Here is a 24,477-nt window from a genome sequence, read left to right as displayed (position 1 = left end):
GAAAGAGCCCTTCGGACTTCTATCGCTCTAGACCAATGTGCTCTCGATCCTTGCGCAACCGGCAGGCTCCGCGGCTGCGGCCGGTCTGTCGCGTAGTGTTAATGCATCGCGGTCTTGACAGGCGGACGTATGCAGTCGACGTGAACTTCCCAGTGGCAGACTGGGTTTGAGGTCGGGTTCGAACGATCGAGTGCGGCCAACATAGTTTGTACGCAGTGAAGAGCCGAAATAAGTTCCTCGGATTCGGGGGCGGTCTCAAGTATGCTGGTAGAGCTTGCGCGACCTACTGCTCGGCAGAGAGGCCCAACCGCGCGGAGGCCGCGCAAGCTCGATTAGCGTTTCCAGCGTGATCCTGAGAAGATAGCGTCGCTCTCCGCCTAGGCGTTAGCGCCTGCAGCTTGCAAGCGCTCAGATTCGATGCGAGCCTTTAGGTTATTCAGATAATCCTCCGCATAGGACTGGGCCACCGAAACCGGCAGGTTGATGCCGGCCGTCGCGGCTTCTTGAATTGCCTGCTTCACCAAGCCTTCTCGCATTGCTAATTTGACCTCAGGTCCGGCGATGCAGCCCACCGCCTGTGCCGCAAGGCTCAGCCCGGCTTCTTCCAGCGCTTGCTTCATGTTGCCGCCACTGATGGCAGTGTGAAGAAGATTTGCAGCTTGCGCCTCGGCTTCGAGCACCATTGACGCCAGATCGGCCAATTCACCCAAGCCTGGAATGAAGCCAAGTACGCCGACTGCTGTCGCGGCCCAGTCGAACATTTTAGAGCCAACTTTGAGCACGTCATTAAGTGCGTGCATGAAGGCGCCACCGTTCTTTTTGGGAGACTTGATGTCGGGCTGGTCTGCCACGCCCATCGTCATGTCCGCGACCGCGTCCTGCTCGGCAGGCGTTCGGGCGGCATGCGTCTTCACTTGGTGAACGGTGCGGTTCGCCCCCGACATGTTGTTGAAGAACTGATTGAAGTCGGTGTTGCTGATATTGCCGGAATCGACCGTATGGCCGCCGCCGAAGTCGAAGAACTTATGGTGGGTTTTGTAGCCCGTAATCGCGTTGTTCATCAATCCGAACAACACAGGATCGGAGAGCAGCTGGGAGGCCGCCTTTCGCACGTTGGGCGGGAGGCTCTTATCATCGATCATGCTCGCCAGTTTTTCTCGGGTCAGATCACCCTTTCCGAAGAAAGCGTTTTGGTTCTTGCTGATCGTATTGAGCGTATCGAGCTCGGCTTGCGAGAGATTCATCGATGATGAAGCAACCTGCAGGAAGTCCTCTTTGTGGACCTTGTCTATCGAGCCACCGTACAAGTGCTTCCATTCATCCGGGTGGTCGAGGAAGTATTGAGCGGCCGCAAGGACCTGTGGCGGGGATTTGCCGGTTTTAGCTTCGCCGTCGACGATCCGCTTGAAATCCGCAAGGCTCAGGTTCTTAGGCAGGTTGTCGGAATACCGATAGAGCTCGCGCAATGCATCGGTCTGGGTCATAACCGATGGCTCGCCATTCCGGGTGCCGTCGGAAGGGATGTAGTTTTGCGTATAGCTCTTTGCCCGCTGCTCCTGGAAAGCAGCAACCTGAGGGTGGTGATCGGAGAAGCCGGAGAGATCACCTGCTTTGATCTTCCCGCCGCAGCGGCCGTCACCTTGCGAGCCTATCGCATAGAAGAGCTCTGGGTCCAGTTGCAGAGCCTCGATCGCCGCCTTTAGATCCGGCGGTGTGGAGGGATCGTTGGCCAAATCTCCAAGAGATTTCCAATCCAGCGGGCATTTGTCTTTGTGTCGGTTCAGCACCGACACAATCTGCAGCTCGGCATCAGTCAGCGTGCCGCTGTTCCACGTGATCCTGGAGCTTTGTACAGGTGCCTCTGCAATCTTCGGGGCGCTCGCTACGGCGGAGGACTCCGCGGAGGATGGCTCTGGGGCCTGCTGACATGCGTCCAGTGCGGCCTTGATCTCCGGCGGGAGGATGTTCCGCACCTCCTGCGTGAGTTCCTCCGTCAGCTGCTTGGCTGAGTCTGCAGCCGGCGGATCCTGCGGAGTGGAATGGTCATCGACATTGTCTTTCAACGAGAAACTAGCCAGCATCGCCTCGAAGTTTGAAAGATCCCGCGCCGATGAGGGCCCGGGGGCCAGCCCGGACAAACTCGAGCTGGCGGTTAGCGATAGGTTGTTGACTGACATTATACATCCTCTGATTTGAGATCGCACCACAAGCCGGTCATGTGGCGCAGCCCGAGAATTGCGACGAACAACGAGCAAGAAATGTCGATAGGCTTCGATGGCTCCTACCACTTGCTTCCGATTGCTCAGTGCGCCCCCAGCGATCATTTCCGCTACAATCTATAGGCACATCGCCGTCTAGATATTCACGCCACATGGTAGGTTCGATTAGCTTTCCAAAAGCTGACGGCGCTCAGAGGTTTCACAACGAGACGCGCAATGATGGTGTGAGAGGCGGTGATGGATCTCGACATCGGAATCGGCTTGCTTGTTATGCTCGATCGCTCGCCTCCGGGCCAACTAGTTCGTTAAGCGACGCCGAGTCTGCCGCTCTGGGGATGGTCACGTGCGCTGATTCGTGAAACAACGTCGCAGGTCTCCGCAGCATCTTATGGTGAAATCACCCACGCGTAGCGACCTCGCGCCTGCGCCCAACGAGAGTGTTGGCGCTTGGGTAGATGCTCGAAAGAGTCTGACGGTATTGTGCAGACACCTATTGCCCCGAGCGGATCGAAGCTCAGCTGCACTCGGCATTCTTCATGTCATCATGCTTAGCCCTTGGCGAGTGTTCGCTCGAACCTACAGGCCAAAGGGAAGGGTCCAGCGACGGTTTGAGACGAATAAAACCCTCTTCTCGCCATTCCGCCGTGTGAGGCACACCCAGGATGGTGGACGTTGTTGTCCGGACACCCCTGAGGTTTGAGATCGCGGCTTCTTAGCATTTCGATCTGAGCGGGCGTAGCTGTTTGGCCAGTGAAGACCCAGTCGTCCTTGGCGCGACGACCGTTCGCCATGGCGAAATCTCCAATTTTCGGTGGAGCAACCCTTGCGTGCAACGTGGGTCCAGCTTGAGACGGTCGCGTGAGGTGACCCGGCCCGCATGAGCCAAGGCTCAAGATCTTGCCAAACTCCGAGATCGGAGGCGTCCGCGCGGTGTTGAGCGATCGGTTGTTCGGAATTGGACCGCTGGCCACCGCTCAATGATGGCTCGACACGCGATGATCTGCCTCCCAGTCCTGCCAAATTAGGTCCTGGCTGTATTCGGGTATTTCATGCAATGGCCATTAGTTCACGCTCAAACTCCCTTGGACCGGCGCGCGATGAGGACGAGTGGGACGCTGGGCTGTTGTCCGCCCAGCTTAGCGCGTTGAAGTCCATCCTGTTCCTCCTTTTGGACAGCGGAGTGGCTTTCATTCTTATGCGACGAAGCTCATTTGCATGACGGAACTCGTGGAGTTGTTCAAAAGCTCGCATGAGGCGCTAAAGTGGCAAAGCACGCTCACCGATGCTGCTGGCTAGAATTCTGCTTCGCATCCGTGGCTCCGGTTGGACGTTTATTGCGCCACCCTGCGGCATCGGCCATCTACACATCCGCGCTCTGACAATGGCAGCAGTAGCTTTCGAAAAGCTGACAGAGGGCATAAGCAGACTCATTGCATCTCTTCCAGGCTTCTGTTGCCATCAAGTCATTTCTTACCTGCATCGGGTGTGTGGACCACGCCGTCTTGATGTGGTGCCTCCGGCGAAGGAGCGTCATTCGGCCGTCCTTCGCGAATGACCACGCTGGAGGATCCCCGAAACAGCATCAAAACCGACTCGTGCGGCGGCTTTTCGGCACCGCTCGGGTTTCGCCGCGCCTGTGCCTCCGCCGCAAGTCCTTTTACTGTTTGCTCCAGAAGCGCGACAAAGCGGGGTGGACCAGAGGCGAAGACGAGGCCATCTCCCGGTACGGGTCTCACGATGTAACGCTCGTCGGAGATGTTGAGCGCATCGAGTGCAGCCTTGAACGCATCAAAGCTGATTGGACTCAAGACCAAAAGGCGGCTTTGCGCCTCATGCGCATCGGATACGTAGAGCACCAGCCCATCGTAGTACCATTGAAGATTGTAGAGATTAATCAACCGTTCGAGGAACTCTCGCGGCGGGAGATCCGGCATTCGCCCGCGAATCCGCCCCTTCACCCCGGTGCTGACATTGACCCTGATATTTAGGTTGTTGCCGAATTCCTGCAGTGCGGCCGCGAGGTCCTGATCCAGAACTGTGTAACTATAAGGTGTCGATGGCAGCGCTAGGGGAGCGCCGAGCGCCTCGACGACGCCAAAGTAAATGAAAACACCAGCATAGAGAACTTTCGACAAGATGTGCAGCCTTGTGGATGGGATGAGCATTCCTGCTATTTTTACACTTGAGAACAAGCACCGGGATTCGTCCCAAAATGTGGAAGCCGATGCTTCGTCCCAAATTGGAAGCTAACCGTGATCATTAGATGACAGATGCTCGTCAGTTTTTGGTCAGCTTGCTTCTCTAAGGTGTGGCCCATTCGTGTGAACGAACGGCTCATCTCACCACGTGACAGAAATGATTTCCTCCATCTTGTTTGGCGTTACGTCGATCTCTGCCAACGCCGTCGAGTGTGCCTCCAACGGCTGTTCGCCGGCACACGCTCAGTTTGGCGAAAGTCTTGCGCAGGCGGCCTCGAACCAAGGTGTCGCCTCTTCTGTGAGCGAGCACGCGCCAGCTCCATCGCTGCCGGAAGTGCAGCGCGCAGTAGCGCCGGCGAGTCCGCTAGGCGATCGCGTCCTTCAGAGCATTTCTGCTATCCACCAAGGCAAACCACTTCCGTCGGGTGCAGTTTCGCCGACGCTCGTGGGCGAGCCTGATCCTGCCAAGAGCCTGCAGCTTGGGCCGGCCGCGCAACCGGTCTTGCGTGTGCAGCAAGTGGAGGTGCATCCAGTGGGCAAACCGGAGGGTGCGGATCATTTCGACTCGGCGCTGGCGAATCTGCGGGATGTTTACAACGGCGTCATCCAGGTTTCGCTCATCTCCAAGGGGACGGGTGCTGTCAGTTCATCTTTGAATAAGCTTTTATCGGCGGGCTGAGTGGGCAGTTGGCTGTCTTGACGAAAGACAAGATCGGTAATGGCCGGCCCGCAAGAAAGCGGCTTGATGCTCTCGTCCTGTTGCCGCTTTTGCTGACCCTCGCGGGTTGCAAAGCTGATCTCTATACCAAAGTTCAGGAGCGTGAAGCCAACGAGATGCTTGGGCTGCTCCTTAGCAAGGGCGTCGATGCCATCCGTGTCGTCGGTAAGGATGGGACCAGCACAATTCAGGTGGAAGAAAGGCAGCTCGCCTACTCAATCGAGCTGCTGAATGACCATGGCTTGCCGCGCCAATCCTTCAAAAGCCTTGGTGAGGTGTTCAAGGGGGCGGGCCTCGTTGCTTCTCCGGTTGAGGAGCGAGCCCGCTACGTCTATGCTCTCAGTGAAGAATTGTCGCGCACGATCAACGATATCGATGGGGTTCTCTCCGCCCGTGTTCATGTCGTTCTGCCGAAGAATGATCTTTTGCGACAGGATGCAACCCCGTCCTCGGCGTCGGTTTTCATTCGACACGCCTCCAACGCGAAGCTCTCAGCCTTGCTGCCGCAGATCAAGATGCTCGTCGCCAACAGCATCGAAGGTCTATCGTACGACAAGGTGGCGGTCGTGTTCGTGCCGGTTGAGCGAGCTCAGCATGAGGTCTCCGTTGTGCCAGCGGCAGCTTCCGCCGAACCAACCAAGTTCATCGCAACTCACATTGCGATCGGTGCAGGAGGTGCGCTCGCCGCGTTCGGCATTCTATCTTACGTGCTGCTGAGCACACGTGGGCGACAGCTTCGTCAATCCTGGCGCAAAGTGACAAATCTCCGCAGAGGTGCCAGCAAGCCAGCGGTCCAGTCCGCCGGCAAAAAACTGTCCTCCGATCCGAAATAGGCGGCAAGCAGGTCCGTATCGATGGCATCCACTGACCCAAATCATTCACTCAGGCCGCATTCCGATCGCCTCCGCGAGCTTGCCGCTTTGATTCATCCCGGCCGGTTTGCCGGCCATCTTGATGGGCTCGTGTCGGCCGCCACAGTGCTGCAGCTGCAGAAGACTCCGAGACTGCAGCAAAGACTGGTCGAATTGCTATTGGGCAGTGAGCTGGTCTCGAACGCAACCGACTGGGGTAGGGACGTTCTGCTCGGGCATGATCCGCGTCGGGCGGCCCTGCTCGCCGGCAGTATCTGGCATGCCCGTTCGGTGCTCAAGCTTGTGTCAAAGCACGATGTAGCGATTCTGATCGAGAATATTGGTGCGGAAGCTCATGCTTTCGCAATCCGACACTTATCCAGCGCCGTCGCAACCACATCGATTGACGATCCGCAAAAGCTCGCGAGCCAGATTGAACATGACGGATGTGCCTGCCTTGGTGCTTGGCTCAAGGACGCATCAGAGCTTGACCGTGTGCGCGTTCTTTTCCGCTTACCTGTGGGGACCACCGCCGAATCCCCAGCAGCCGAACACCGCAATTCAGCGGGTCAGTTACTGTCTTTGGTGGTGGCCCACTTGGCCACGGAGGAGCCAGCGGCATGACGGCCAACGAAACAGTCTTGCCAGATAGCCCGCGGATACGGCCGCTTGGTCCGCTCATACCAGCCGCGGAACTTGGTATCTGGTACGATGCGGTGCAGACGCGCGCGCTAGCCGAGCGATATCTGCGGCAGGTTCGCAGTTGGGCAAGGAAAGCCTATCAGCAGGAGCGGGAGCGCGGCCATTGCGAAGGTCTTAGGTCAGGCTCGGACGAAATGGCACAGCTGATCGCCCGAGCTGCTTCCGATGTGGCCCGGCGAAAAGCCGTTCTGCAACAGGAGTTGCCACAGCTCGTGATTGAGATATTGACCGATTTGTTGGGCTCCTTTGATCCGGGTGAGATGTTGGTAAGGACCGTTCGTCACGGCATCGAGCAAAGATATGGCAGCGCAGAAGTATGCCTTCACGTGTCTCCTGTGAATGCTGATGCACTAAGGCATGAATTCGTGGCGTTCGATGGAACGGATAGTCGGCCGAAAGTCAGAATTGATCCGGACCCGGCCGTGGGGCCTGAGCAATGCGTTCTGTGGAGTGAGTTCGGCAGTGTCGATTTAGGACTTGCCGCGCAGCTCCGCACATTGCGTCTCAGCCTTAATCCATCTTCTCAGGAAAGCGATCTGTGACGACGCAACGATCAGGCCATGATCAATCGGCCGGCGAAGGAGATGTGCATGCGGCGATAGCATCTCTAAGATTAGCAGCAAAGGATGTCGATACGCGTGCCGTGCGGGGACGGATCACGCGTGCGATCGGCACCTTGCTCCATGCCGTATTGCCGGGGGCCCGTGTTGGAGAACTTTGCCTGTTGCAGGATCACGCTTCCGGATGGTCACTTGAAGCGGAAGTCATCGGTTTGCTGCCGGACGGGGTGTTGCTGACGCCCATTGGCGATCTGGTAGGCTTGTCCCACCGGGCGGAAGTGCTCCCGACCGGGCGCATGCAGGAGGTGTCAGTCGGGCCCGACCTGCTCGGCCGCGTGATCGATAGCTTCGGCCGTCCACTCGATGGCAAGGGGCCGATAAAGACGGTCCACACGTGTCCGCTCCGCGGCAAGGCGCCCAACCCGATGAGGCGGCGTGGCATCGAGCAGCCGTTTCCGCTCGGCGTTCGCGTGCTGGATGGACTTCTGACGTGTGGCGAAGGTCAGCGGATCGGAATCTATGGAGATGCCGGTTGCGGTAAGTCGACGCTGATGTCGCAAATTGTAAAAGGCGCGGCCGCAGACGTCACCGTGGTTGCGCTCATAGGAGAGCGTGGACGCGAGGTGCGTGAATTCATCGAACGTCATATTGGAGATGCCCTCGCTCGCACGATCGTTGTCGTTGAGACATCCGATCGATCGGCAATGGAGCGGGCGCAATGCGCTCATGTGGCGACCGCACTCGCCGAGTATTTTCGTGATCAAGGGTTGCAGGTCGTTCTGATGATGGATTCGCTGACGCGCTTTAGCCGTGCGATGCGCGAAATCGGCCTTGCCGCAGGAGAACCTCCTACCCGGCGCGGCTTTCCTCCTTCCGTCTTTGCGCTGCTGCCTGGTCTGTTGGAGCGTGCCGGTATGGGCGAGCGGGGCTCGATCACGGCATTCTATACCGTGCTTGTCGAAGGTGACGGCACGGGCGATCCGATCGCCGAGGAGTCGCGCGGCATTCTCGATGGTCATATCATTCTTTCGCGCGCGCTGGCCTCGCGGGAGCATTTTCCCGCCATCGACGTGCTGTCGAGCCGAAGTCGTGTCATGGATGCGGTCGCCTCTGGTCCACATCGCAAAGCGGCATCCGTCTTCCGCGATCTGCTCTCGCGCTACGATGAGGCTGAGTTCCTGATTAAGGTCGGTGAATACAAGCCGGGCAGCGATCCACTGACTGATCGGGCAATCGATTCAATCGAGGAACTGCGCGCATTCTTGCGCCAGGGACAGGACGAGCCGTCTAGCTTTGAGGAGACCCTTTCATGGATGTCGCGTCTGACGGCCTGAATCTCGTGCAAGCGTCGAAATTGCGGCTGGTGAAAGACATGAGAGAGCGAAGCGCGCTTCGTGAATTGTCGAACATGGAAGCCAGGCGCCGAATTGCGGTCGAAGCGCTGCAGCGAGCGTCTGAGAATCTTGAAGGCGCGGAGAATCGTCGCGCCAAGGTCGAAGCTGAACTTTATCAGGAGCTGGCTTCGCTCAAGACGATGTCCGTGACCGAGCTCGATCGTCGCTTTCAACTCATCCTTGGGGGGCTGGCAGCACAGATCGAATCGGCACGCCAGGCGCGTGAGCAGGCGCGCGTCGCGCATGAGCAGGCTCAGCGGTCAGTGAATGAGGTGCGGACCATATGGGCCAAGCGCTCGGCGGCGAGCCAGAAATGGGAGGAGATTGAGGGCGATGTCCAGCGCACGACCGCTGTCCGTTCGGAGTGTGCAGCCGAAATCGATGCCGACGACGAGGTTTTGCTCCGATATCAGGGTGGTTCGCGCAGCCAAGCGGTCGGCGGCTCGAACTGATGGCTCGTTTATGACGTCGCGAGCTGCGCCCGTGGAACCTTTCGGTAAATGCCGTGGGTGAACCCGCACTATTTCAGCCAGCGGTAAAGTTGTCGCATGGCGTGGTCTCGTGGCTCAACGAGGTCGCAGCACCACGCACGGTTCTGCAGACCCGCCTTGGCGATAAGCCGCTATCGATCCGTATAAGCCGGCTTGTTTGGCACGCCGAGCCATATGCCATGTCGATGCTCGACTGCGTATTTTGCGCCGGAGGCGAGACCGCTGTCTTGTCCTTGCCCCGCCCTCTCGTCGAGGCGCTGATTTCAATGGTCCAGTATGGCCTTACTTTACCTTCCGACCCAACCCGCTCGCTGCTTCTCGAACTTGCTCTGGAACCTTGGCTCGCTCGTTTAGAGATCATGCTCGAGCGGAATTTGCAGCTGATCCGCATCGAAGACGCGACGGCCAAAGACCCCTATTTGGAGCTCGACATTACTTTCGGACCGCTGGCGGCCGAGGCCCGCCTGTTCTTGTTCGCGCCACTTGACGGTCTGGTTCCGTCTGCGTTTCGTGTGTTAGGCGAGTTGATCGGCCAACTACCGCGAAACTTAGGCATGATTTCTTCGGAATTGCCGGTCGTGATTGCGAGAGAGATCGGCTCGCTGCGGGCGCCCGTCAGGCTTCTTCGTCAAGCACAGCCCGGCGACGCACTGCTGCCCGACGTCATTCCATTTGCCCATGGCCAGCTCATCCTCGCTGCGGACAAGTTGTGGGCGCCGGCGCAGGTCGCGGGCGACAGACTTATCCTTCGGGGACCATTCCGCCTGCAGTCCCATCCTCTAAGGTATGCAAATATGACGATACGATCCCAAGCGGAGCAAGCAATCCCGCCCTCGGAAGCCGACATCGACAGTGTTGAGATCACGCTTGTGTTCGAATGCGGCCGCTGGCCCATCCCGCTGGGTACGTTGAGAAGCATCAACGAGGGGCACGTGTTCGAGCTTGGCCGGCAGCTGGACGGTCCGGTCGACATTGTCGCCAACGGTCAATTGATCGGCCGCGGCGACATCGTACATGTCGGTGAAGCGTTGGGCATCCGGTTACGTAGCAGGTTGGCGGTCAATGGTTGACATTCAACCGAGCATCCTTGCGCTTGTTGCGGCGACCGTCGGCCTTGGCCTGTTGACGTTCGCAGTCGTCACAACGACGGCGTTCATCAAGGTTTCCGTCGTTCTCTTCCTGATCCGCAACGCGCTCGGCACTCAGTCGATACCACCGAACATCGTTCTGTATGGCGCTGCATTGATCCTTACCGTGTTCATAGACGCCCCGGTATTCGAGCAAACATACAACCGCGTGACCGATATGCAACTTCGTTACCAAACCACCGACGACTGGTTGACCGCCGCCAAGGAGGGCAGCGAGCCGCTACGCGCCCACCTCAAGAAGTTCACCACTGAGGAGCAGCGCACGTTCTTCCTGTCGTCGACAGAACATATCTGGTCGGAGGAGATGCGCGGCAACGCAACAGCCGATGATTTTGCGATCCTGGTGCCGTCCTTTTTGATCTCCGAGCTTAAGCGTGCGTTTGAAATCGGTTTCCTTCTCTACCTTCCGTTCGTCACAATTGACCTGATTGTGACGACAATTCTGATGGCCATGGGCATGTCAATGGTGTCACCAACAATGATATCCGTTCCTTTCAAGCTTTTTCTGTTCGTCACAATCGACGGCTGGTCACGGCTCATGCACGGACTGGTCTTAAGCTACGCATCTCCGGGGAGTTGAGATGGACGAGGCCAGCATCCTCACCCACGTGAGCCGATCACTGGTCCTGTTCATGATCTGGGTTCTACCGCCGCTCCTGGCAGCCCTCGTGGCCGGATTGGGTATCGGCATCGTGCAGGCAGCAACCCAGCTCCAGGATCAAACCTTGCCGCTTACCGTGAAGCTCCTCGTCGTCGTCGCCGTGCTCGTTCTGTTTGCTCCGGTGCTGAGCGCGCCGCTGATCGAGCAAGCCCAGCATATATTCACTGAGTTCCCCGCGCTCACAGCGAGGTATTAGTGCGCGGAACGCACGGCTGTCTAAGTTTTAGCTATAGCGCGCGTTTGTCGGCCTTGATTGTGAACCACAAAAGGGCGAGTTCGTCAGCTTATCGAAAGCTCGCCTCACTAGCATGCGACGGATAAATATCCGAACTGTCCTGTTCGGCTCCGTGAGCCTGCCGTATTCGGAGGGAGAATGACCCCATTTGGAAGTTCTATCCATTCGATTTAGGTTTTGCTTCGACGTGACGGAATTACCTGCTGAGACCTGGTCCTCGATGCATTGCCTGGCGAGTTGTCGACGCAGTGAACGGGCGAACCGCCTTGATTGCAAGCGGCCCCACGATTCTGGCGTTCTGGTGAATGAGCCTGCGAATGAAGGTGCCGCTCGAGACCGATCTCCATTGACTGCGAAATTGATGGAAGCTTTGAGGCCCTCAGATCTCCAAACCGCGCTGCGGCCGGTGAGAGCGGAAGAAGCGTGGCTTGTAGGCCGCGCAGCGGCGCGATTTCGCCCGTGCTTTCATCGAATGGTCATACCTCTGCGCCGGATGGCTGTAGCCATATGGATGGTTGAAGCCGAAGTCATCTGCCTTGTGGGAGGCCTGTCGCTCTGCAACCGCTGGGACACGGGATCTGCAGAGTTCTTGACGTCTCACATCCGGCGACGTGAGTGCGACGGTTGCATTGGCTGAAGGAACGACGAGCTGAGCTCAAATGGATGCCTTGTCACCCACCGAAACGCAAACTCTGATTCAGACTGCTGTCGAGTTCGTCGTTGCGGCCGGACTTGGCGCGGCCCGGGCCCTCGGCATTATGCTGGTTCTTCCGGTATTCACGCGACCGCACATTGGCGGGATTATCCGCGCAAGCGCGACGGTTGTGATTGGATTGCCTTGCTTGATGCAGATCAGGAACGGCTTGCAGACACTAGATCCGGGCACCCGTATGGTTGCGGTCTCGCTCCTCGGTTTGAAGGAGATATTTATCGGCCTGCTGTTCGGTTTTCTGCTTAGTATACCACTTTGGAGCATCCAGGCCGTTGGTGACATCATTGATACCCAGCGCGGCATCTCCAGCCAGGTGGACGATCCTGCCACACGCAGTCAAACCGCCCCGATGGGGCTCTTTCTCGGGACTGCCGCGGTTACGATCTTCGTTGTATCAGGAGGTCTGCAGACCATGGTCAGATGCCTCTATGGAAGTTATCTGATCTGGCCCGTGTATCGGCTGCTACCGCCCCTGACCCACCAAGGGGCAATGGAGTTTATCGGGCTTCTCGACCATGTCATGCATACGACCCTCGTGGTCGCCGGGCCCGTGCTGGCTCTGCTGCTTCTGATCGACGTATCCGTCATGCTGCTCGGGCGCTTTGCGCCGCAAATCAAGCTGAGCGATCTCTCTCCGACCATCAAGAATGCCGCCTTTGGCATCATTATGGTCAGCTACGCCGTCTTCCTGATCGAATATATGCAAGCAGAGATCATTCGGTTCAACGGCGTGCTGGAGTGGCTCGAGAAGTTCTTGAAATGAACGACACGAGCGAAGAGAAAAACCTTCCACCAAGTCACAAGAAGCTGAGGGACGCGCGTAAGAAAGGGCAGAGCCCGCGCAGCGCCGACTTTGTGACCGCGGCAAGCCTTTGCGCTGGTTTCGGCTGCCTGTGCTTCAGGGCGGGCCCGATCGAAGACGGATGGCGCGAAGCCGTGCGGCTCACCGACAAGCTGCAGGAACAGCCCTTCAACAGTGCGGCCCGGCAGGCGTTGGTCGGATTGATGGACCTTTCTATAACAGCCGCGGCTCCCATCCTAGGTGCGGCGGTTGTTGCGGCGATTCTGGCCGGTGTCTTGGCCGGCGGCGGGCTGACTATTTCGGTTGAGCCGCTTAAACCCAGCTTTGAAAAATTGGACCCCGTCAAAGGGCTGAAGCGGATTTTCTCCCAGCGGTCGGTTGTCGAGCTTGGAAAGTCTATCGTCAAAGTGTTGGTTCTTGGCGCTACGTTCGTTTTCACTGTGCTCGCAAGTTGGAGGGCACTGGTATACTTGCCCGTGTGCGATTTGAGCTGCTTTGGTTTTGTCTTTAAAGAGCTCAAAGTGCTGATCGCGATTGCTGCCGGCGCTCTTCTGATTGGCGGCTTGGCCGATCTGCTCATTCAGCGTTGGTTGTTCTTGCGCGACATGCGCATGACGCAGAGCGAAGCCAAGCGCGAGTCCAAGGAACAGGATGGTAATCCGCAGATCAAGGGTGAACACCGCAGGCTCCGCCGGGAATCGGCGAACGAGTCTCCGCTCGGCATCCATCGGGCGACAGTGATACTGACGGGGCGAGCGACATTGATTGGGCTGCGCTACGTTCGGGGCGAGACCGGCGTTCCGGTACTGGTGTGCCGCGGCGAGGGCGAAACGGCTTCACAGTTACTGGCGGAGGCGCGCGCCCAACGTCTGAGCATTGTCGAGGATCATGTATTGGCGCGTCAGCTGATCCGAAAAGGTGCGATGGGCAAGGCCGTTCCGATGGAGTGTTTCGAGAGGGTTGCGAAGGCAGTCTTTGCCGCCGGCCTAGTTTAGCGTCGCGCAAAACAGCGATGCGCTCAAATCTCTAGTCAACGACCTAACTGTCCCAGAACCTGATCTGCAAGCTGCACGATCCCAAGAAAAGGACGAGCAAAGATTGGATTCCAGGAGGCTCGTCGCCGATTCCAAGACTGATATGGACAAGAATGGCCAACCGACGTTCATGCTGCTCGGGTCTTACGAGCCGCCTATTGGGTTTCTGGCGCAACCCTGTTATGCGTTTCATCCGCCAAATTGCTCCTGTTGCCCGCCGACGTGGCCCCACGTGCGGTGATGGGAAGCACTGCACGATCACCACTGGTCGGCATGACAGCGCCATTGCCTAACAAGTCGCCAGGTTCATTGACCATGACCGCAAGATTATGCCGGACTGAGCAGCCAAGGGTTGGATTGAACGAATTGTCGTTCACTGTAGGACCGACGATGGAGAGCGAGGGGCAGAGCGGAGGATGGGCTTCGAAAGTGATCGCTTCGATCCTCACCCCGGAACGAGCCGGAAAATCCACACGAGAAGCGGACAGGCGGATGTTGTAGGTGGCAACGCCCATTGCGCGAGCCTCGTGGGCCACCTGTGCAATGAGTCTAGGTGGGCCGATGACGCCCACATGGAGGGCATCCAGCCGGCCGCGACTGGTCGCTGCAATGAAGCTTCGCAGCCGACGCCGTTCGGGGCCACGAAGGCTCTGCAGGAACAGCACGCTACTCTTCTGCTCGACCTGGATCTCTTGGTCAGCAGGCCCGGGCTGGATCGAAGCAGTAATTGCGCAGCCCCCCAATGTTGCTCCAATAACGATCGGGTAGCACAGATGTCGCAAAGTCATTTGGCGAACCTCATTCGATAATAAAGCCGGCGCTGCCGGTCAATCCTGGTGCGCTGGCGCGAGGCGCATCGCGCTCTCGCGGCGGCCGGGCCACCGTGTTCGTCAAAATCCGCCCCGCGTCTGAGGGCGGTGAGATGCGGTCGCTCGGCGCACTCATCCGGTTCGGATTCGGTCCGGGCCGCACGATGTAGGGCGTGACAATAATGACCAGCTCGGTTTCACGTTTTTGAAACGATGAGGAGCGAAAAAGCGCGCCCAGGATCGGCACATCGCCGAGCCAGGGAAACTCGCCGATATCAGTGTTGAAGTTGCGCCTGATGAGGCCGCCGATCGCAAAGCTCTGACCGCTGGCGAGCTCGACCACGGTGCTCGCCCGCCGAGTCGAGAGGGCAGGGACCGCCATGCCATTTATTTTGACTTCGCCTTCGCTCGACAATTCGCTGACTTCGGGCTTCACACGGACATTGATCTGATTATTGTTGAGAACCGTCGGAACGAACTCGAGGCTCACGCCGAACTGGCGAAATTGGACGGAAACCTGCCGGTTGTCCTGCATCACCGGAATGGGGAATTCGCCGCCGGCGAGGAAGCTTGCGGCTTCGCCGGACATGGCCGTTAGATTCGGCTCAGCCAGGATTGAGGCGAGGTGCTCGCTCGCGAGAGCGTCGAGAACAGCGCTTAGGTTGGTATTGCCGGCGCTAAACCCAATCCCGATCGTGCCGCCGCCGCCGGCCGCGCCGGACCCGCCCCCTTTGCCGGTCACAAGGAAAGCGCCGTTTGGGCTCGAGGCCGTGAAGTTGATGTTGAGATCCTTGACGGCGCTGCGGGAGACTTCTGCGACCCGTACGCTGAGATTTACCTGCAATGAGCCGGCGACCTGGATCTTGTTGACCACCAGCGCGCCCGCGCCAAGAAACTGCTCAGTGACCTTCCTGGCGGTCTCGACCACATCGGCATTAGGCGCAGTACCGCTAAGGATCGCGCCGCGCGGGGTATAGCTGACCTGAATTGGATAGTCCCCGACCTCGGCCTTAAGCGCGGCCCGCAGATCCTCGATCGGTTGAGTGACGACAACACGCAGCTCAGCGAGAGCCTCTCCGTTGTCGTTCAGGGCAAACAGGCTCGTCCGTCCGGCCTTTTTGCCAAACACGAAAATCGTGGTGTTCGATGGCGCCTGATAATCCGCAATCGCCGGGTCGGCTATAAAAATGCTCGCAGCCGGCCCGGTCAGATGAACTGTCTTGCCCTGTGAGGAGGTAAGGTTGATCGTGCCCGTGGTGCTGCCAGGCGCCGCACGTGGCGGTTCCCCTTTGCCATCCCGCTTTGTCTGAGCTGTGACAGCAAGCGGAAATAGCACAGCGAGTGCGCACAGGACGTAGCAGAGGCGGGGAAAAGCGGCATAGTGCGAGCCGCTGGCGACCATCGGCGGCTCGCCGGCGTCATTGTTAACCACGTTCAAGGGAGTGCTGCTTTCGAGTTCGATCGGCTAGGCAGCCGATGCTACGCCGATGAGTTCGAGGGTGTAACCGACACCGCGCGCGGTCTTGATCCTCAGCGTTGCACCCGCTTGGCTCAAGTGCGTGCGTAAGCGATAAATCCCGACTTCCAGCGCATTGGTCGAGACCTCATCGTCAAATGCATACAAGCTATCTTCGAGGGATGCGCGCGGCACGGTGCGGCCCGCGCGGTTGAGCAGATGTTCAAGAATGCACACTTCGCGGCGCGCAATTCTCAGCATTCGACCACCGATCGAGACTTGTCTCGCGATCGGATCGAAATGCAGATTCCCGAATGTCACAACAGGCGCCATCATTTGCGTTGACCGCCGCAAAATAGCTCGCATGCGGGCAATGAGTTCGTCGATAGACACGGGCTTGGGCAGAAAATCATCCGCGCCCGCATTGAAGATCGCAATCCGCCGGCTAAGGTCATTGAGACTGCTCATCATCATAGCCGGCATTGATCGTCCCTCGCGCCGCAACTGCTTCAGCCAGTCCAATCCGTCTCCATCGGGCAAAGCCGATTCGAGCAGGACCATGTGGTAGTTCGCGCAATCGAGCGCAACCGCCGCCTCATCCAGCGTGCGGGTCACGTCGAGGGCGAAGCCACATTTTAAGAGCGCTTCCTTCACGTCGCGGGCAAAGTCCGCATGATGATCAACCAGGAGAATTCGCATTCATTGCCTCTCGTCCATCCTCGGCAGGACTTGAGCGTGCCACGCTGACCATGAGATTCGGCGAAACCCAGAGGCTGCCGCTTTGGCGTGAATTCGAAACGCCGTAAACGACACGCAAGACGTTGTTAGCAGGCGACCAATGTCTGCGCGTCCATCGTCATCGGATAGGTGGCGGCCTGCGGCGGATCGCCTGCGCGGGAGGACGCGTCTCAAAATCTCCCTCACGCCCGCAAGAGCTCTGCAATCTCTAAAGCTGAGAGTCCTGGCCGCGCGCTGATGCATCTGTAGGCCGAGCATAGCCGTGCCTGCATGCACTACACGAGCGCCTGCAGTAGCGATCGTGCCAACCCGCCCGAACGATACGAAAGCGCAGGCGAGAGCGGCTGTATTTGCCGCCGAACAGACTTGCGAAACCGACATTGGAAACTCCCCAAGTTCGCCTTGACCGCGGTCAGTCCTGCAAGGCTCTTGAGCCCGTAGTGTCGTCAAGTCACGACAACGCAAGTTTTCCGCGTTTGAAGACACTTCACGCGCTATGCATCGACCAATGGCTTGAAAAGGCCGAGATGCGCGACGAAACGCGACATCGGCGGGATAGACATCCTCTCGATAGCCGGTGATAGCCGAGCAAGACGTCAACTGTCCCGAAGTTCGGTCGCTCCGAAGACGTTCTCCGCCGCAGTCGAGCGAATGCTGCCAACGAACTACAAATTGAGTCCGGCGTTGCTGTCGCGCATTGTCTAAGGTGGTTACGCCGCCTCCCTTTCGTCATACAGGGTGAACGGCGCAAGAATGATCTAATCTCGAGCTTGGACTCGGCCTGTGGTCGGCACGTGCGAAATAGCGATTGCCCGCGTTGTTCTCCTGCGCTGGATCCTGGTCCGGCTGCGAGGAGGGCGCTGCGTCCTGCGCTTACAGAGCAGATAAACGACGCAAACTCTGAAGGGGAGCAGTCGAGTAGTGCGACGAGGCGGATCGGTCGAGCATTGAGGTTTTGAGACGTTCGCAATTGTTGCTCCCTGTCAGGAAGAGTTCACGCGAGCGGATTCTGTCGCGGGACTGTCGGAAATCCTACAATCTGACGCTGGGTGCGATACAAGTGCCTTTAAAGGCTCCTTGTAGCAGTGCCCTCAAACTCGGAATCGTTGTGAGGCAACGACGACACAGTTCGGCCACGCCGTCGACCTGCGCGTGGCGGTCGGTCTCGCTCTGTCCAACGTCGTGAGCATTTGTCCGTCCAATTGAACGTGGCGCCAGAAACGCTTTGAAATGTCCGAAAAGGCGGTCGTTCTTACCACGCTTTGGGTAAGCCATGACCCCACGATCGGGCGATCCGATTTGCCTCATACGTGGCAACTTAGCGGGAAGACCGTGGCAAGGCGCGGGATGCGTCCAAGTGACGACAGGAGCTGAGGTCCGAGATGCAGACGGCCGATCGCGCGAGCCAAGTTGTTCAGCAAGGGACCGAGGAGAGAATCGATTGCCAGACGTCATCTTGAATGCGGGCCTCCATACATTGCGATCGACTATGGGGCTTTTAGGCGTGCTCGGCAAAATCGATTGTTTTGATGGAACGCATCCAGGTGGCGGATCGGCCGTACTGCAACAACGCCGCTTGCTGCGGACGAGTGAATACCTGATACGATTGCGGCCAAAAGACCCGTTGGTTGACCGCGCGGTTAATGTCAGGCCGAGCTAGCTAAGGCGAGGAGCGTTCAGCGGCTTACCTCACCAAAGCCGCCGGCCAACCGTGGGGGCGGCTAACAAATTGATGCCGGGCGCTGTCACAACGCATCCAAGATGCCAGAATGCTTTAACGAGCGGGCAGGATGGTCCGGCTTCCTCCCAACCGTCGGGGGTGCATCTTCCGTCGCAGCCCTCAACCGCTGTAACGCTCGATCGGCGAATTGATCGGGCCATCGATCACGCCGCAATTTGCTCAAGCTGTTGTGCGTGAGGCGGAGCTGGTGCGCCGTTTTCCAATTCTTCCTTGGGGGGTGTTTTGGTGCTTGAACGCCATGCTGCGGTCGCCGATGACCAATGTGCTGCTTGCTGTTCGGCAAGATCGATCTCGTTCCGAAGCACTTCAAGAGTGTCACCTGTCAGTGTTGCGGCAAGCTGAGCGCGCGCTGACAAATGATGAGGCTGGATAGCGATTGGTTGGGGCCACCTCGTTTGGCGCAGACGAGGACCTGGCAGTCGCGGAATTTGCCGCTAACGAGACTGAATCCGAGGTCGGGTAGACCGAATCTAAGTCGTCTAGATCCAAGTCATTCAGCTGCTGCTCAAAGCTGTCTTACTGGTGCGCCGGTCTGGGCGCTAAGCTCGTCCGGTTGCCAGTCCACGCTGTGCGCGTGCTGCAGCGCGCCGTGAACCTGAAAGGGAGTGTCTGCGGCATTCCGTGGATTAATATTCATATCTCTCTCCTTTCGAGTGCCGGCTGTCGGCTTACATTGTTGCAGGTGCAGCTTTCGAGAAGCTGACGGACCAGGAAGGAAGCCAGTTAGCTTTAGCCGTTTGAGGGATGCCGAATGGATTCAGTCAGTGAGGCGAGCGGTCAGCTGGACGGAAGCCGCGCAAAGCGACGGATCAAAAGTCGGTGCCGCCTTGTGCCTTCTGGTATTGCTGTTTCGACTAGGCCGAGATCGGGTGCCTTGACTGAGCTTGATCCGACCGTCGCGTCAGGTTCGCTCCACCACCTCATTGCGGACACGTCGTCTAGGGCAGACAGTCCTTGCACAGCTATCAAGATGGACAAGCTGGCGCATGCGGCTGTCCGAAGTGTTCCTTTGCAGATCGTCTACTTTATGCAGATGTGAGAATTGCATGCTTTCGCTCGTTGAGCCTGCAATGGAGGAGCGCGACCGGTTGCCGTTTTGTGTTTTCCAAGCGATCAACGCTCGATCAGATAGTTCTAGTCGACGTCGCGCGAGGCTAAGCCACTTCCGCAAACCTGCCATACGAGGTTGTGATGTCGGAATAGCCATCACAACTACTTGCGCTTGGTTGCGACAGGATGTTTTTGTCGCAGGCGAGAGCGCGCTTGATGTGTGGAATCAGCCAAGCGGTTTGCGAGCACGACGTCTTGAAAAACGAGATCTGTGGTATTTAATCGAGGGAGAAGAGCATATGAAGTTTACTGGCATAGGACTGACGATCCTGTTGTCCTTGCTTTCGGCCGCGAGCGCGAGCGCTCTGGCGAGAGCCGACGAGCCCTCGCCGAAATACACCGAGGTGCTCAATGCCCTGCAGGCCGGGAAGAATGTGAAGCTCATACTAGACATGAGCCGCTGTACCACCGCGGAGGCTGGCAAGCCTTCGTCGGCGACGCAGGCCGGTCTGGTCATCAATGCCTTCAGGGTGACCGCCCAGAACGGCATCAGCTTCGCCAATGCGCACCAAACGGTCGACAGCTCCGGACATGCCGTGACCGAGTACATCCGCCATAGCCTCAGCCGCGAAGGCAAGCTGACGGTGCGAGCCTCGAAGCTCGTCGTCGGGACCACCGAACTCGTGAACCAGGGCGAATTTATCTGCGAACTGCCGGAGGGCGCAAAGTTCATCTGGTAACGAAGAGCACAGGGCAGGGGGATGCCCTTCGAAGACTTGATCCTTTAATCGTGTGGACATCTTCCCAAGCCATGGCACGGATCGCTTCGATCGTCAGGAACGGCCAGAGTGTTTCTGGCCGTCTTTTCGTCGGGGGAGGCATCGAGTTGCACGAACTTGCTGCAGTTCGATCAAGGTAACTTATGAGGGCCGTCGATCTCGATTCGATCTCAGTGATTGGACGATCGGCGGTTCAGGCTATCGTGTATGGGTTGGAGCCAAGGCCTCTCAGTTGAACGCTCCAGATTGGCTCACCAAGGTACGTCCGCACGCTGTCGGCGGTCCTTGTGAGGGCATTGTTTCCAACCCGATCAAGCGGCGCCCGCGATGATGACGCGCGACCCTTGCCCACCCCACGATGCGCTCGTATCTTGCATCCTGCGTCTTTTGGGGTCCTTTCACCGGAAACTTCCGTGCTGCCGAATGCGGCCACAACGTGATTGAACCATCCCGCTTTAGATCATGCTGGGCCTCGCCGCTGTGGGGCTTGCTCGCCGCTTAAACTGTCTTTCGGACGCAATTCTAATTTCTCTGAAAGCAAACGATCCGACGTGGTTTCGGGAGCTTGAGCAGCTGCCCGAGGTGAGGACGAGCACCTCGTTCAGCCAAATTGCGGCCGATGGAAGAGAAGAACGCGGCCACCGGGTAGGCTTTCGGCCGTGTAAGGCTGACCGTGGATCAGAAAACGGGTCATTGGGACCTCCTGGCTCGGCAGAAGACCCAGGTTTTGGAGCATGTCGATCACGACAGGCGAAGCCTCTTGGGGGCCGTGCCTCCAGTCGTCGCCGAACAACTCTCCGAGTTCAGGCACTTGCGGGGACGGCTGATGGCCTGATCCCGGTGCGGCAGACGGCAGTGGAATGTTTGGCGCCAGCGCCAAAGGAGCGTCTTTTCGCAATTCGAACGAGGAGAGCGGACTAAACCCAGGTGCAAGGCCGCCGTAGGCATGCGGGGCAGCCGTCGGCGTTACAAGCGCAGCTTCACCCGGCAAAGCGAGCCTTGGGTGATGAATGAGTTGAACGTCGTTGGATCCTCTCGGTCCCAACACGGCCGTGTAGCGATCGCCGCCAATCTCATAGTTCATGACCGGATGTTCTCCATTAGGCAAGAAGTCCCACTTGCCCAACGTGGAAAGCAACATTTCGGGGGCCAACTGGGTGCCATGCGAAAAATCCTTGGGCACGGCGAACGAAACATCAAACGTATCGCCGATAGCAGGAGACCGCAGATGGATGAGCTGAACATCATTGCGCCCACGCGGTCCTAGCACGGCCGTATAGCGTTCACCGTGAATGTCGTAGGTCTTTACCCGCTGTGCCGCATCCGGCAACAGACCCCAGCGGCTGAGCCTGGAGCGCATCATATCCGGCGCGGCCTGGGTGCCATGGGAGAAATCCTCGGGAACGGCCAAAGAGGCATCAAAGCTCTCGCCGGCTGCGGCGGACATCGTATCATGTGTTGCCGGGGTCGCACCATCTTGATGCATCATCCTCCCAAAGTCTTCTTCAGAGTCGGGATTCTGCGACCGTGAGCTGGGCTGCCAGATCACGGCATGGGGGGGCGCCCCCATTGCCGTCCATAACTTGGATGTATCCAGATCGACAGCAGGCGCAGACCCGTCTCGATCCGCGGCATCGAAAAGCTCTTCCTGGACGACACTTTGCACGGGCGAGTGGGTCACTGAACTCGTGGTTGGCCAAAGCACCGGTGCATTGAAGGGCACGGCTGGCAGTAGGCGCTCGCGATCCGCCGCATCGAAAAGCTCTTCCTGAGCGACACTTTGCACGGGTGAGTGGGTGACTGAACGCGTTGGCCAAAGCGCTGGTCCATCGAAGGATGTCGCTGGCATCAGGCCCTCGCGATCCGCGGCATCGAAAAGCGCTTCCTGAGCAAAACTCTGCACGGGCGAGGGGGCGGCGGCACGCATTCCCTGCCAAAGTACCGGCGCATCGAAGCTGGCACGTGGAGGCACTTCGCTTCGACGCACAGCGTCGAAAAGCACATCCTGGGCGACACGTTGCACGGGAGAATGAAGGGTCCCCGTTCCCTCCCAAACCTGCGTAGCATTGGAACCGTGGGCCGGCAATGAGCCGCCTTGGTCCGCAGCGTTCCCCAAAGGCTGCTCATGATCGAAAAGCTGTACGGGTAAATCGGCGTCCGGCTGTATTGGCTGGCGCGAGTTGCCTCCGTCAGCCCCCGAATTGTCCTGCCCGGCGATCCGGCGGTAGTCACTCAGCCTGTTCAACGAGTAGATGAGTTTCTTGTCCTTCGGAAACAAAGCGTCGGCATGGCCGAGCAGCGCTTTGTGACTGAGCTTAGCAATTGACAAAGGTCGCAGTGCTGCCGCTAGCTTCCGAAGACTGCTAGCATAATTTGCGGCGGTTTTTGCATCGAGTGCTCGACCAAAGCCCGCCTCGGTGGCCTTTCTGATGAGGCTCGCGTCTTCCTTGGACGGACGATAATGTGTTGTGGGGGCCGGAGCGGTGTCGCTGGGCTCACGGTACCTACTAACCATTGACAATGCAGGGGCGATGACCTTGTCTTTTGGCAGTAGCTTCTTGGAGCGGTCAAGCAACGTATCGTCATCGAGCTCAGCAATCGACTGACCAGACTGCTTCAGCGCCTCAGCCAATTTCCGAAGCCGACGGTCGTAAATTTCGATGGTGGTCGCATTCGGCTGTGGCCCTCGGTCAAGGGCAGCACCAGACGCTGCTTGGATGAGGCGATCGTCTTCTTCAGTGATGTCATAAAGATCGCTATGGGAATATATCGGGCCGAGCTGTCGCACCTCTCCCAAGTGTTGCTCAAACACCACTTGCGGTTGTTGCGGCTGCTCCACGGTGGTATCTGACGCAGCGGAATCTTTATCGGCTGGGTTGATCGCGTTGTATCGGTCCATGGTGCAGTCCACTGGCGTCGCTTCCTCGTTCTTTCGCTACTCACGTTAGCTTTCCAAAACCTGACGTGGCCGGGCGGAAAGATAGAATGAATGATGGCGGGCAGTGGCTTTTCCAACCTGACGACAAGTGCGGCGAATTTAAAGACGGTACAGCTTTCGGCTGAAACTCGGATTGTCCAAGTGCAGTACGCGGCCAGCCCCCCGGCCAGTCGGACCGGAGTGTTATAGATGGCGCGAACGCTGCTTTCGATTTTTCCGAGCATCGGAAAAGACAACTGCGGAGCCTCTACCCTCAGCCTTTTGTCCCTAACTTTCTGTATGGATTCGATGCGCTAGCGGTCCGATAGTCAGCTAGACTTCAGCCCAGAAACAGTACCTCGCGCTCCTCAGTTGGGGTATCGCTCACCCAAGCCAGATTGGGTTCATCATTCTCGTGCCCGTCCTCAACAATACTGACGATCTCTTCGGCCGTCCAAGTGGTGGACCCTCGGCACCGTGTAGCTGTGCAGCTCATTCGCGTTTCCGCGATTGCTTTGGCGCCATACTCGTTGCCGTCGTCCGGCGAAAGGAGCAGTTGTGAGGCCTCCTCGGACAGTGATACAAATATCGCCCCTCATGTGCTCTGCCCCTGCGCGACCCAGATCAAGTCGTTGGCCTCCCCAGATATTCCAGGGGGCGGCGCGCGTAACGCAAAGCCGCCATGGAACGCAAATGGGCCATCGCGCTTTTACGGACCAACCCATTTGGCTTGCAATGGCTGGCGTGGTCTTGAAAGCGCTGCAGCTCCGCGTACGAAGATGCCACCACGTCGTCGTAGAGGCGGCCACTATCGACGCCGTCGGCTGACGGCCCAGTCGCTCCTGACCATTGTGCTGATCTTTGCGCAGCGAGTTCGATTTCTCTTCGAGTTCCGCAATATTCGCGCAGGTCAGCGTTGCGGCACCTGAGCGCGCGTTCTCACAAAGGATGAAGCTGCGCACCGTTCGTTCTCCTGGATAGCCTGCGCTCTCTTATTGCCATCCGTTGCAGTCCGGGTCGATCCAGCCCCGGGGTGAAGCTGATGTTGGGAGGATTGGCTGTGGTTCTCTAAGCCGGTGCGCTGCTTGCGCTGTCTCCTGTCGCGGCTCGACGTAATTCATCTGAGCCGCGCATGGGTTGACGTCGTCAAATGGGTCCATTCCCGTCTCCCTTTGGTAGCCTCTGTCGATATCATTCAGACAAAGTTATCCGATAAGGATCAGCAACTGAGGCGCGCGCAAATGTCTATAAACTGGATTGGA

18 protein-coding genes are annotated in these 24,477 nt (G+C 58.2%); 12 read left to right on the top strand and 6 right to left on the bottom strand.

From position 1 onward, the window contains the following. Positions 1-377: 377 nt before the first annotated feature. Positions 378-2,177, bottom strand: a complete 1,800-nt coding sequence (locus tag GGD62_RS30045; protein WP_283813343.1) for an HrpF/NolX family T3SS translocon protein — start codon at positions 2,175-2,177, stop codon at positions 378-380. A 1,505-nt stretch (positions 2,178-3,682) separates the two neighbouring features. Beyond that, positions 3,683-4,384, bottom strand: coding sequence for a secretin N-terminal domain-containing protein (locus GGD62_RS30040; protein ID WP_183711760.1), 702 nt, complete (start codon positions 4,382-4,384; stop codon positions 3,683-3,685). Between the two features lie 190 nt (positions 4,385-4,574). On the opposite strand from GGD62_RS30040, the gene GGD62_RS30035 reads away from it, so the two are divergent. From GGD62_RS30035 to GGD62_RS29985, 11 genes are all read left to right on the top strand, one after another. Continuing rightward, positions 4,575-5,096, top strand: a complete 522-nt coding sequence (locus GGD62_RS30035; RefSeq protein WP_183711758.1) for a nodulation protein NolB — start codon at positions 4,575-4,577, stop codon at positions 5,094-5,096. A 17-nt stretch (positions 5,097-5,113) separates the two neighbouring features. Next, positions 5,114-5,968: a type III secretion system inner membrane ring lipoprotein SctJ gene (gene sctJ / locus GGD62_RS30030; protein ID WP_246788853.1), complete on the top strand. Its 855-nt coding sequence runs from the start codon at positions 5,114-5,116 to the stop codon at positions 5,966-5,968. A gap of 21 nt (positions 5,969-5,989) precedes the next feature. Then, positions 5,990-6,610, top strand: coding sequence for a nodulation protein NolU (locus tag GGD62_RS30025; protein WP_183711756.1), 621 nt, complete (start codon positions 5,990-5,992; stop codon positions 6,608-6,610). After that, positions 6,607-7,230, top strand: a complete 624-nt coding sequence (gene sctL, locus GGD62_RS30020) for a type III secretion system stator protein SctL (RefSeq protein ID WP_183711754.1) — start codon at positions 6,607-6,609, stop codon at positions 7,228-7,230. The genes GGD62_RS30025 and sctL overlap by 4 nt, the downstream gene beginning before the upstream one ends. Then, positions 7,227-8,582 (top strand): type III secretion system ATPase SctN, encoded by a 1,356-nt coding sequence (gene sctN, locus GGD62_RS30015; RefSeq protein WP_312014309.1) that lies wholly within the window; start codon positions 7,227-7,229, stop codon positions 8,580-8,582. Before sctL ends, sctN begins: the two co-directional genes overlap by 4 nt. Beyond that, positions 8,558-9,094, top strand: a complete 537-nt coding sequence (locus tag GGD62_RS30010; RefSeq protein ID WP_183236309.1) for a hypothetical protein — start codon at positions 8,558-8,560, stop codon at positions 9,092-9,094. The genes sctN and GGD62_RS30010 overlap by 25 nt, the downstream gene beginning before the upstream one ends. A 218-nt stretch (positions 9,095-9,312) precedes the next feature. Continuing rightward, positions 9,313-10,203 carry a type III secretion system cytoplasmic ring protein SctQ gene (gene sctQ, locus GGD62_RS30005; RefSeq protein ID WP_246788852.1) on the top strand — a complete coding sequence of 297 codons (891 nt, stop codon included), beginning with the start codon at positions 9,313-9,315 and terminating at the stop codon, positions 10,201-10,203. Beyond that, positions 10,196-10,861, top strand: a complete 666-nt coding sequence (gene sctR, locus GGD62_RS30000) for a type III secretion system export apparatus subunit SctR (RefSeq protein ID WP_104461810.1) — start codon at positions 10,196-10,198, stop codon at positions 10,859-10,861. The genes sctQ and sctR overlap by 8 nt, the downstream gene beginning before the upstream one ends. 1 nt (position 10,862) lies before the next feature. Continuing rightward, entirely contained in the window at positions 10,863-11,138 is a 276-nt protein-coding gene (locus GGD62_RS29995; RefSeq protein WP_050403016.1) for an EscS/YscS/HrcS family type III secretion system export apparatus protein, read from the top strand. Positions 11,139-11,836: 698 nt separating this feature from the next. Continuing rightward, positions 11,837-12,652 (top strand): type III secretion system export apparatus subunit SctT, encoded by an 816-nt coding sequence (sctT, locus tag GGD62_RS29990; protein ID WP_091956606.1) that lies wholly within the window; start codon positions 11,837-11,839, stop codon positions 12,650-12,652. Then, complete coding sequence (locus GGD62_RS29985; protein ID WP_179733259.1) at positions 12,649-13,686, top strand: EscU/YscU/HrcU family type III secretion system export apparatus switch protein; 1,038 nt, start codon at positions 12,649-12,651, stop codon at positions 13,684-13,686. Before sctT ends, GGD62_RS29985 begins: the two co-directional genes overlap by 4 nt. 194 nt (positions 13,687-13,880) lie before the next feature. On the opposite strand, the gene GGD62_RS29980 is transcribed toward GGD62_RS29985, so the two are convergent. Genes GGD62_RS29980 through GGD62_RS29970 form a run of 3 tightly spaced genes read right to left on the bottom strand, consistent with a single transcriptional unit; the run spans position 13,881 to position 16,689 of the window. After that, complete coding sequence (locus GGD62_RS29980; RefSeq protein WP_183711750.1) at positions 13,881-14,513, bottom strand: CpaD family pilus assembly lipoprotein; 633 nt, start codon at positions 14,511-14,513, stop codon at positions 13,881-13,883. A 10-nt stretch (positions 14,514-14,523) separates the two neighbouring features. Further along, positions 14,524-15,972, bottom strand: a complete 1,449-nt coding sequence (locus GGD62_RS29975; protein WP_183711748.1) for a type II and III secretion system protein family protein — start codon at positions 15,970-15,972, stop codon at positions 14,524-14,526. A gap of 27 nt (positions 15,973-15,999) precedes the next feature. Beyond that, positions 16,000-16,689 carry a response regulator transcription factor gene (locus GGD62_RS29970; protein WP_183236314.1) on the bottom strand — a complete coding sequence of 230 codons (690 nt, stop codon included), beginning with the start codon at positions 16,687-16,689 and terminating at the stop codon, positions 16,000-16,002. Positions 16,690-19,515: 2,826 nt separating this feature from the next. On the opposite strand from GGD62_RS29970, the gene GGD62_RS41100 reads away from it, so the two are divergent. Then, entirely contained in the window at positions 19,516-20,259 is a 744-nt protein-coding gene (locus GGD62_RS41100; RefSeq protein WP_246800348.1) for a VirK family protein, read from the top strand. 640 nt (positions 20,260-20,899) lie between these two features. Here the strand turns inward: GGD62_RS41100 and GGD62_RS29960 are convergent. Next, a complete protein-coding gene (locus GGD62_RS29960) occupies positions 20,900-23,197 on the bottom strand; it encodes a hypothetical protein (protein ID WP_183711746.1) in 2,298 nt (765 codons plus the stop codon). Positions 23,198-24,477 lie beyond the last annotated feature (1,280 nt).

Origin of the sequence: Bradyrhizobium sp. ERR14, assembly GCF_014198235.1 — a bacterium.
Lineage (GTDB): Bacteria > Pseudomonadota > Alphaproteobacteria > Rhizobiales > Xanthobacteraceae > Bradyrhizobium.
This window is presented reverse-complemented; position numbering and strand designations above follow the sequence as displayed.

Excerpts from the sequence above, each read along its gene's own strand:
- GGD62_RS29985 (WP_179733259.1), top strand. The coding sequence starts at position 12,649 with ATGAACGACACGAGCGAAGAGAAAAACCTTCCACCAAGTCACAAGAAG.
- sctL (WP_183711754.1), top strand. The coding sequence starts at position 6,607 with ATGACGGCCAACGAAACAGTCTTGCCAGATAGCCCGCGGATACGGCCG.
- GGD62_RS30045 (WP_283813343.1), bottom strand. The coding sequence starts at position 2,177 with ATGTCAGTCAACAACCTATCGCTAACCGCCAGCTCGAGTTTGTCCGGG.
- GGD62_RS30040 (WP_183711760.1), bottom strand. The coding sequence starts at position 4,384 with ATGCTCATCCCATCCACAAGGCTGCACATCTTGTCGAAAGTTCTCTAT.
- GGD62_RS30010 (WP_183236309.1), top strand. The coding sequence starts at position 8,558 with ATGGATGTCGCGTCTGACGGCCTGAATCTCGTGCAAGCGTCGAAATTG.
- GGD62_RS30035 (WP_183711758.1), top strand. The coding sequence starts at position 4,575 with ATGATTTCCTCCATCTTGTTTGGCGTTACGTCGATCTCTGCCAACGCC.
- sctQ (WP_246788852.1), top strand. The coding sequence starts at position 9,313 with ATGTCGATGCTCGACTGCGTATTTTGCGCCGGAGGCGAGACCGCTGTC.
- GGD62_RS29995 (WP_050403016.1), top strand. The coding sequence starts at position 10,863 with ATGGACGAGGCCAGCATCCTCACCCACGTGAGCCGATCACTGGTCCTG.
- GGD62_RS29970 (WP_183236314.1), bottom strand. The coding sequence starts at position 16,689 with ATGCGAATTCTCCTGGTTGATCATCATGCGGACTTTGCCCGCGACGTG.
- GGD62_RS29980 (WP_183711750.1), bottom strand. The coding sequence starts at position 14,513 with ATGACTTTGCGACATCTGTGCTACCCGATCGTTATTGGAGCAACATTG.
- GGD62_RS41100 (WP_246800348.1), top strand. The coding sequence starts at position 19,516 with ATGCTTTCGCTCGTTGAGCCTGCAATGGAGGAGCGCGACCGGTTGCCG.
- GGD62_RS30025 (WP_183711756.1), top strand. The coding sequence starts at position 5,990 with ATGGCATCCACTGACCCAAATCATTCACTCAGGCCGCATTCCGATCGC.
- GGD62_RS29960 (WP_183711746.1), bottom strand. The coding sequence starts at position 23,197 with ATGGACCGATACAACGCGATCAACCCAGCCGATAAAGATTCCGCTGCG.
- sctT (WP_091956606.1), top strand. The coding sequence starts at position 11,837 with ATGGATGCCTTGTCACCCACCGAAACGCAAACTCTGATTCAGACTGCT.
- sctR (WP_104461810.1), top strand. The coding sequence starts at position 10,196 with ATGGTTGACATTCAACCGAGCATCCTTGCGCTTGTTGCGGCGACCGTC.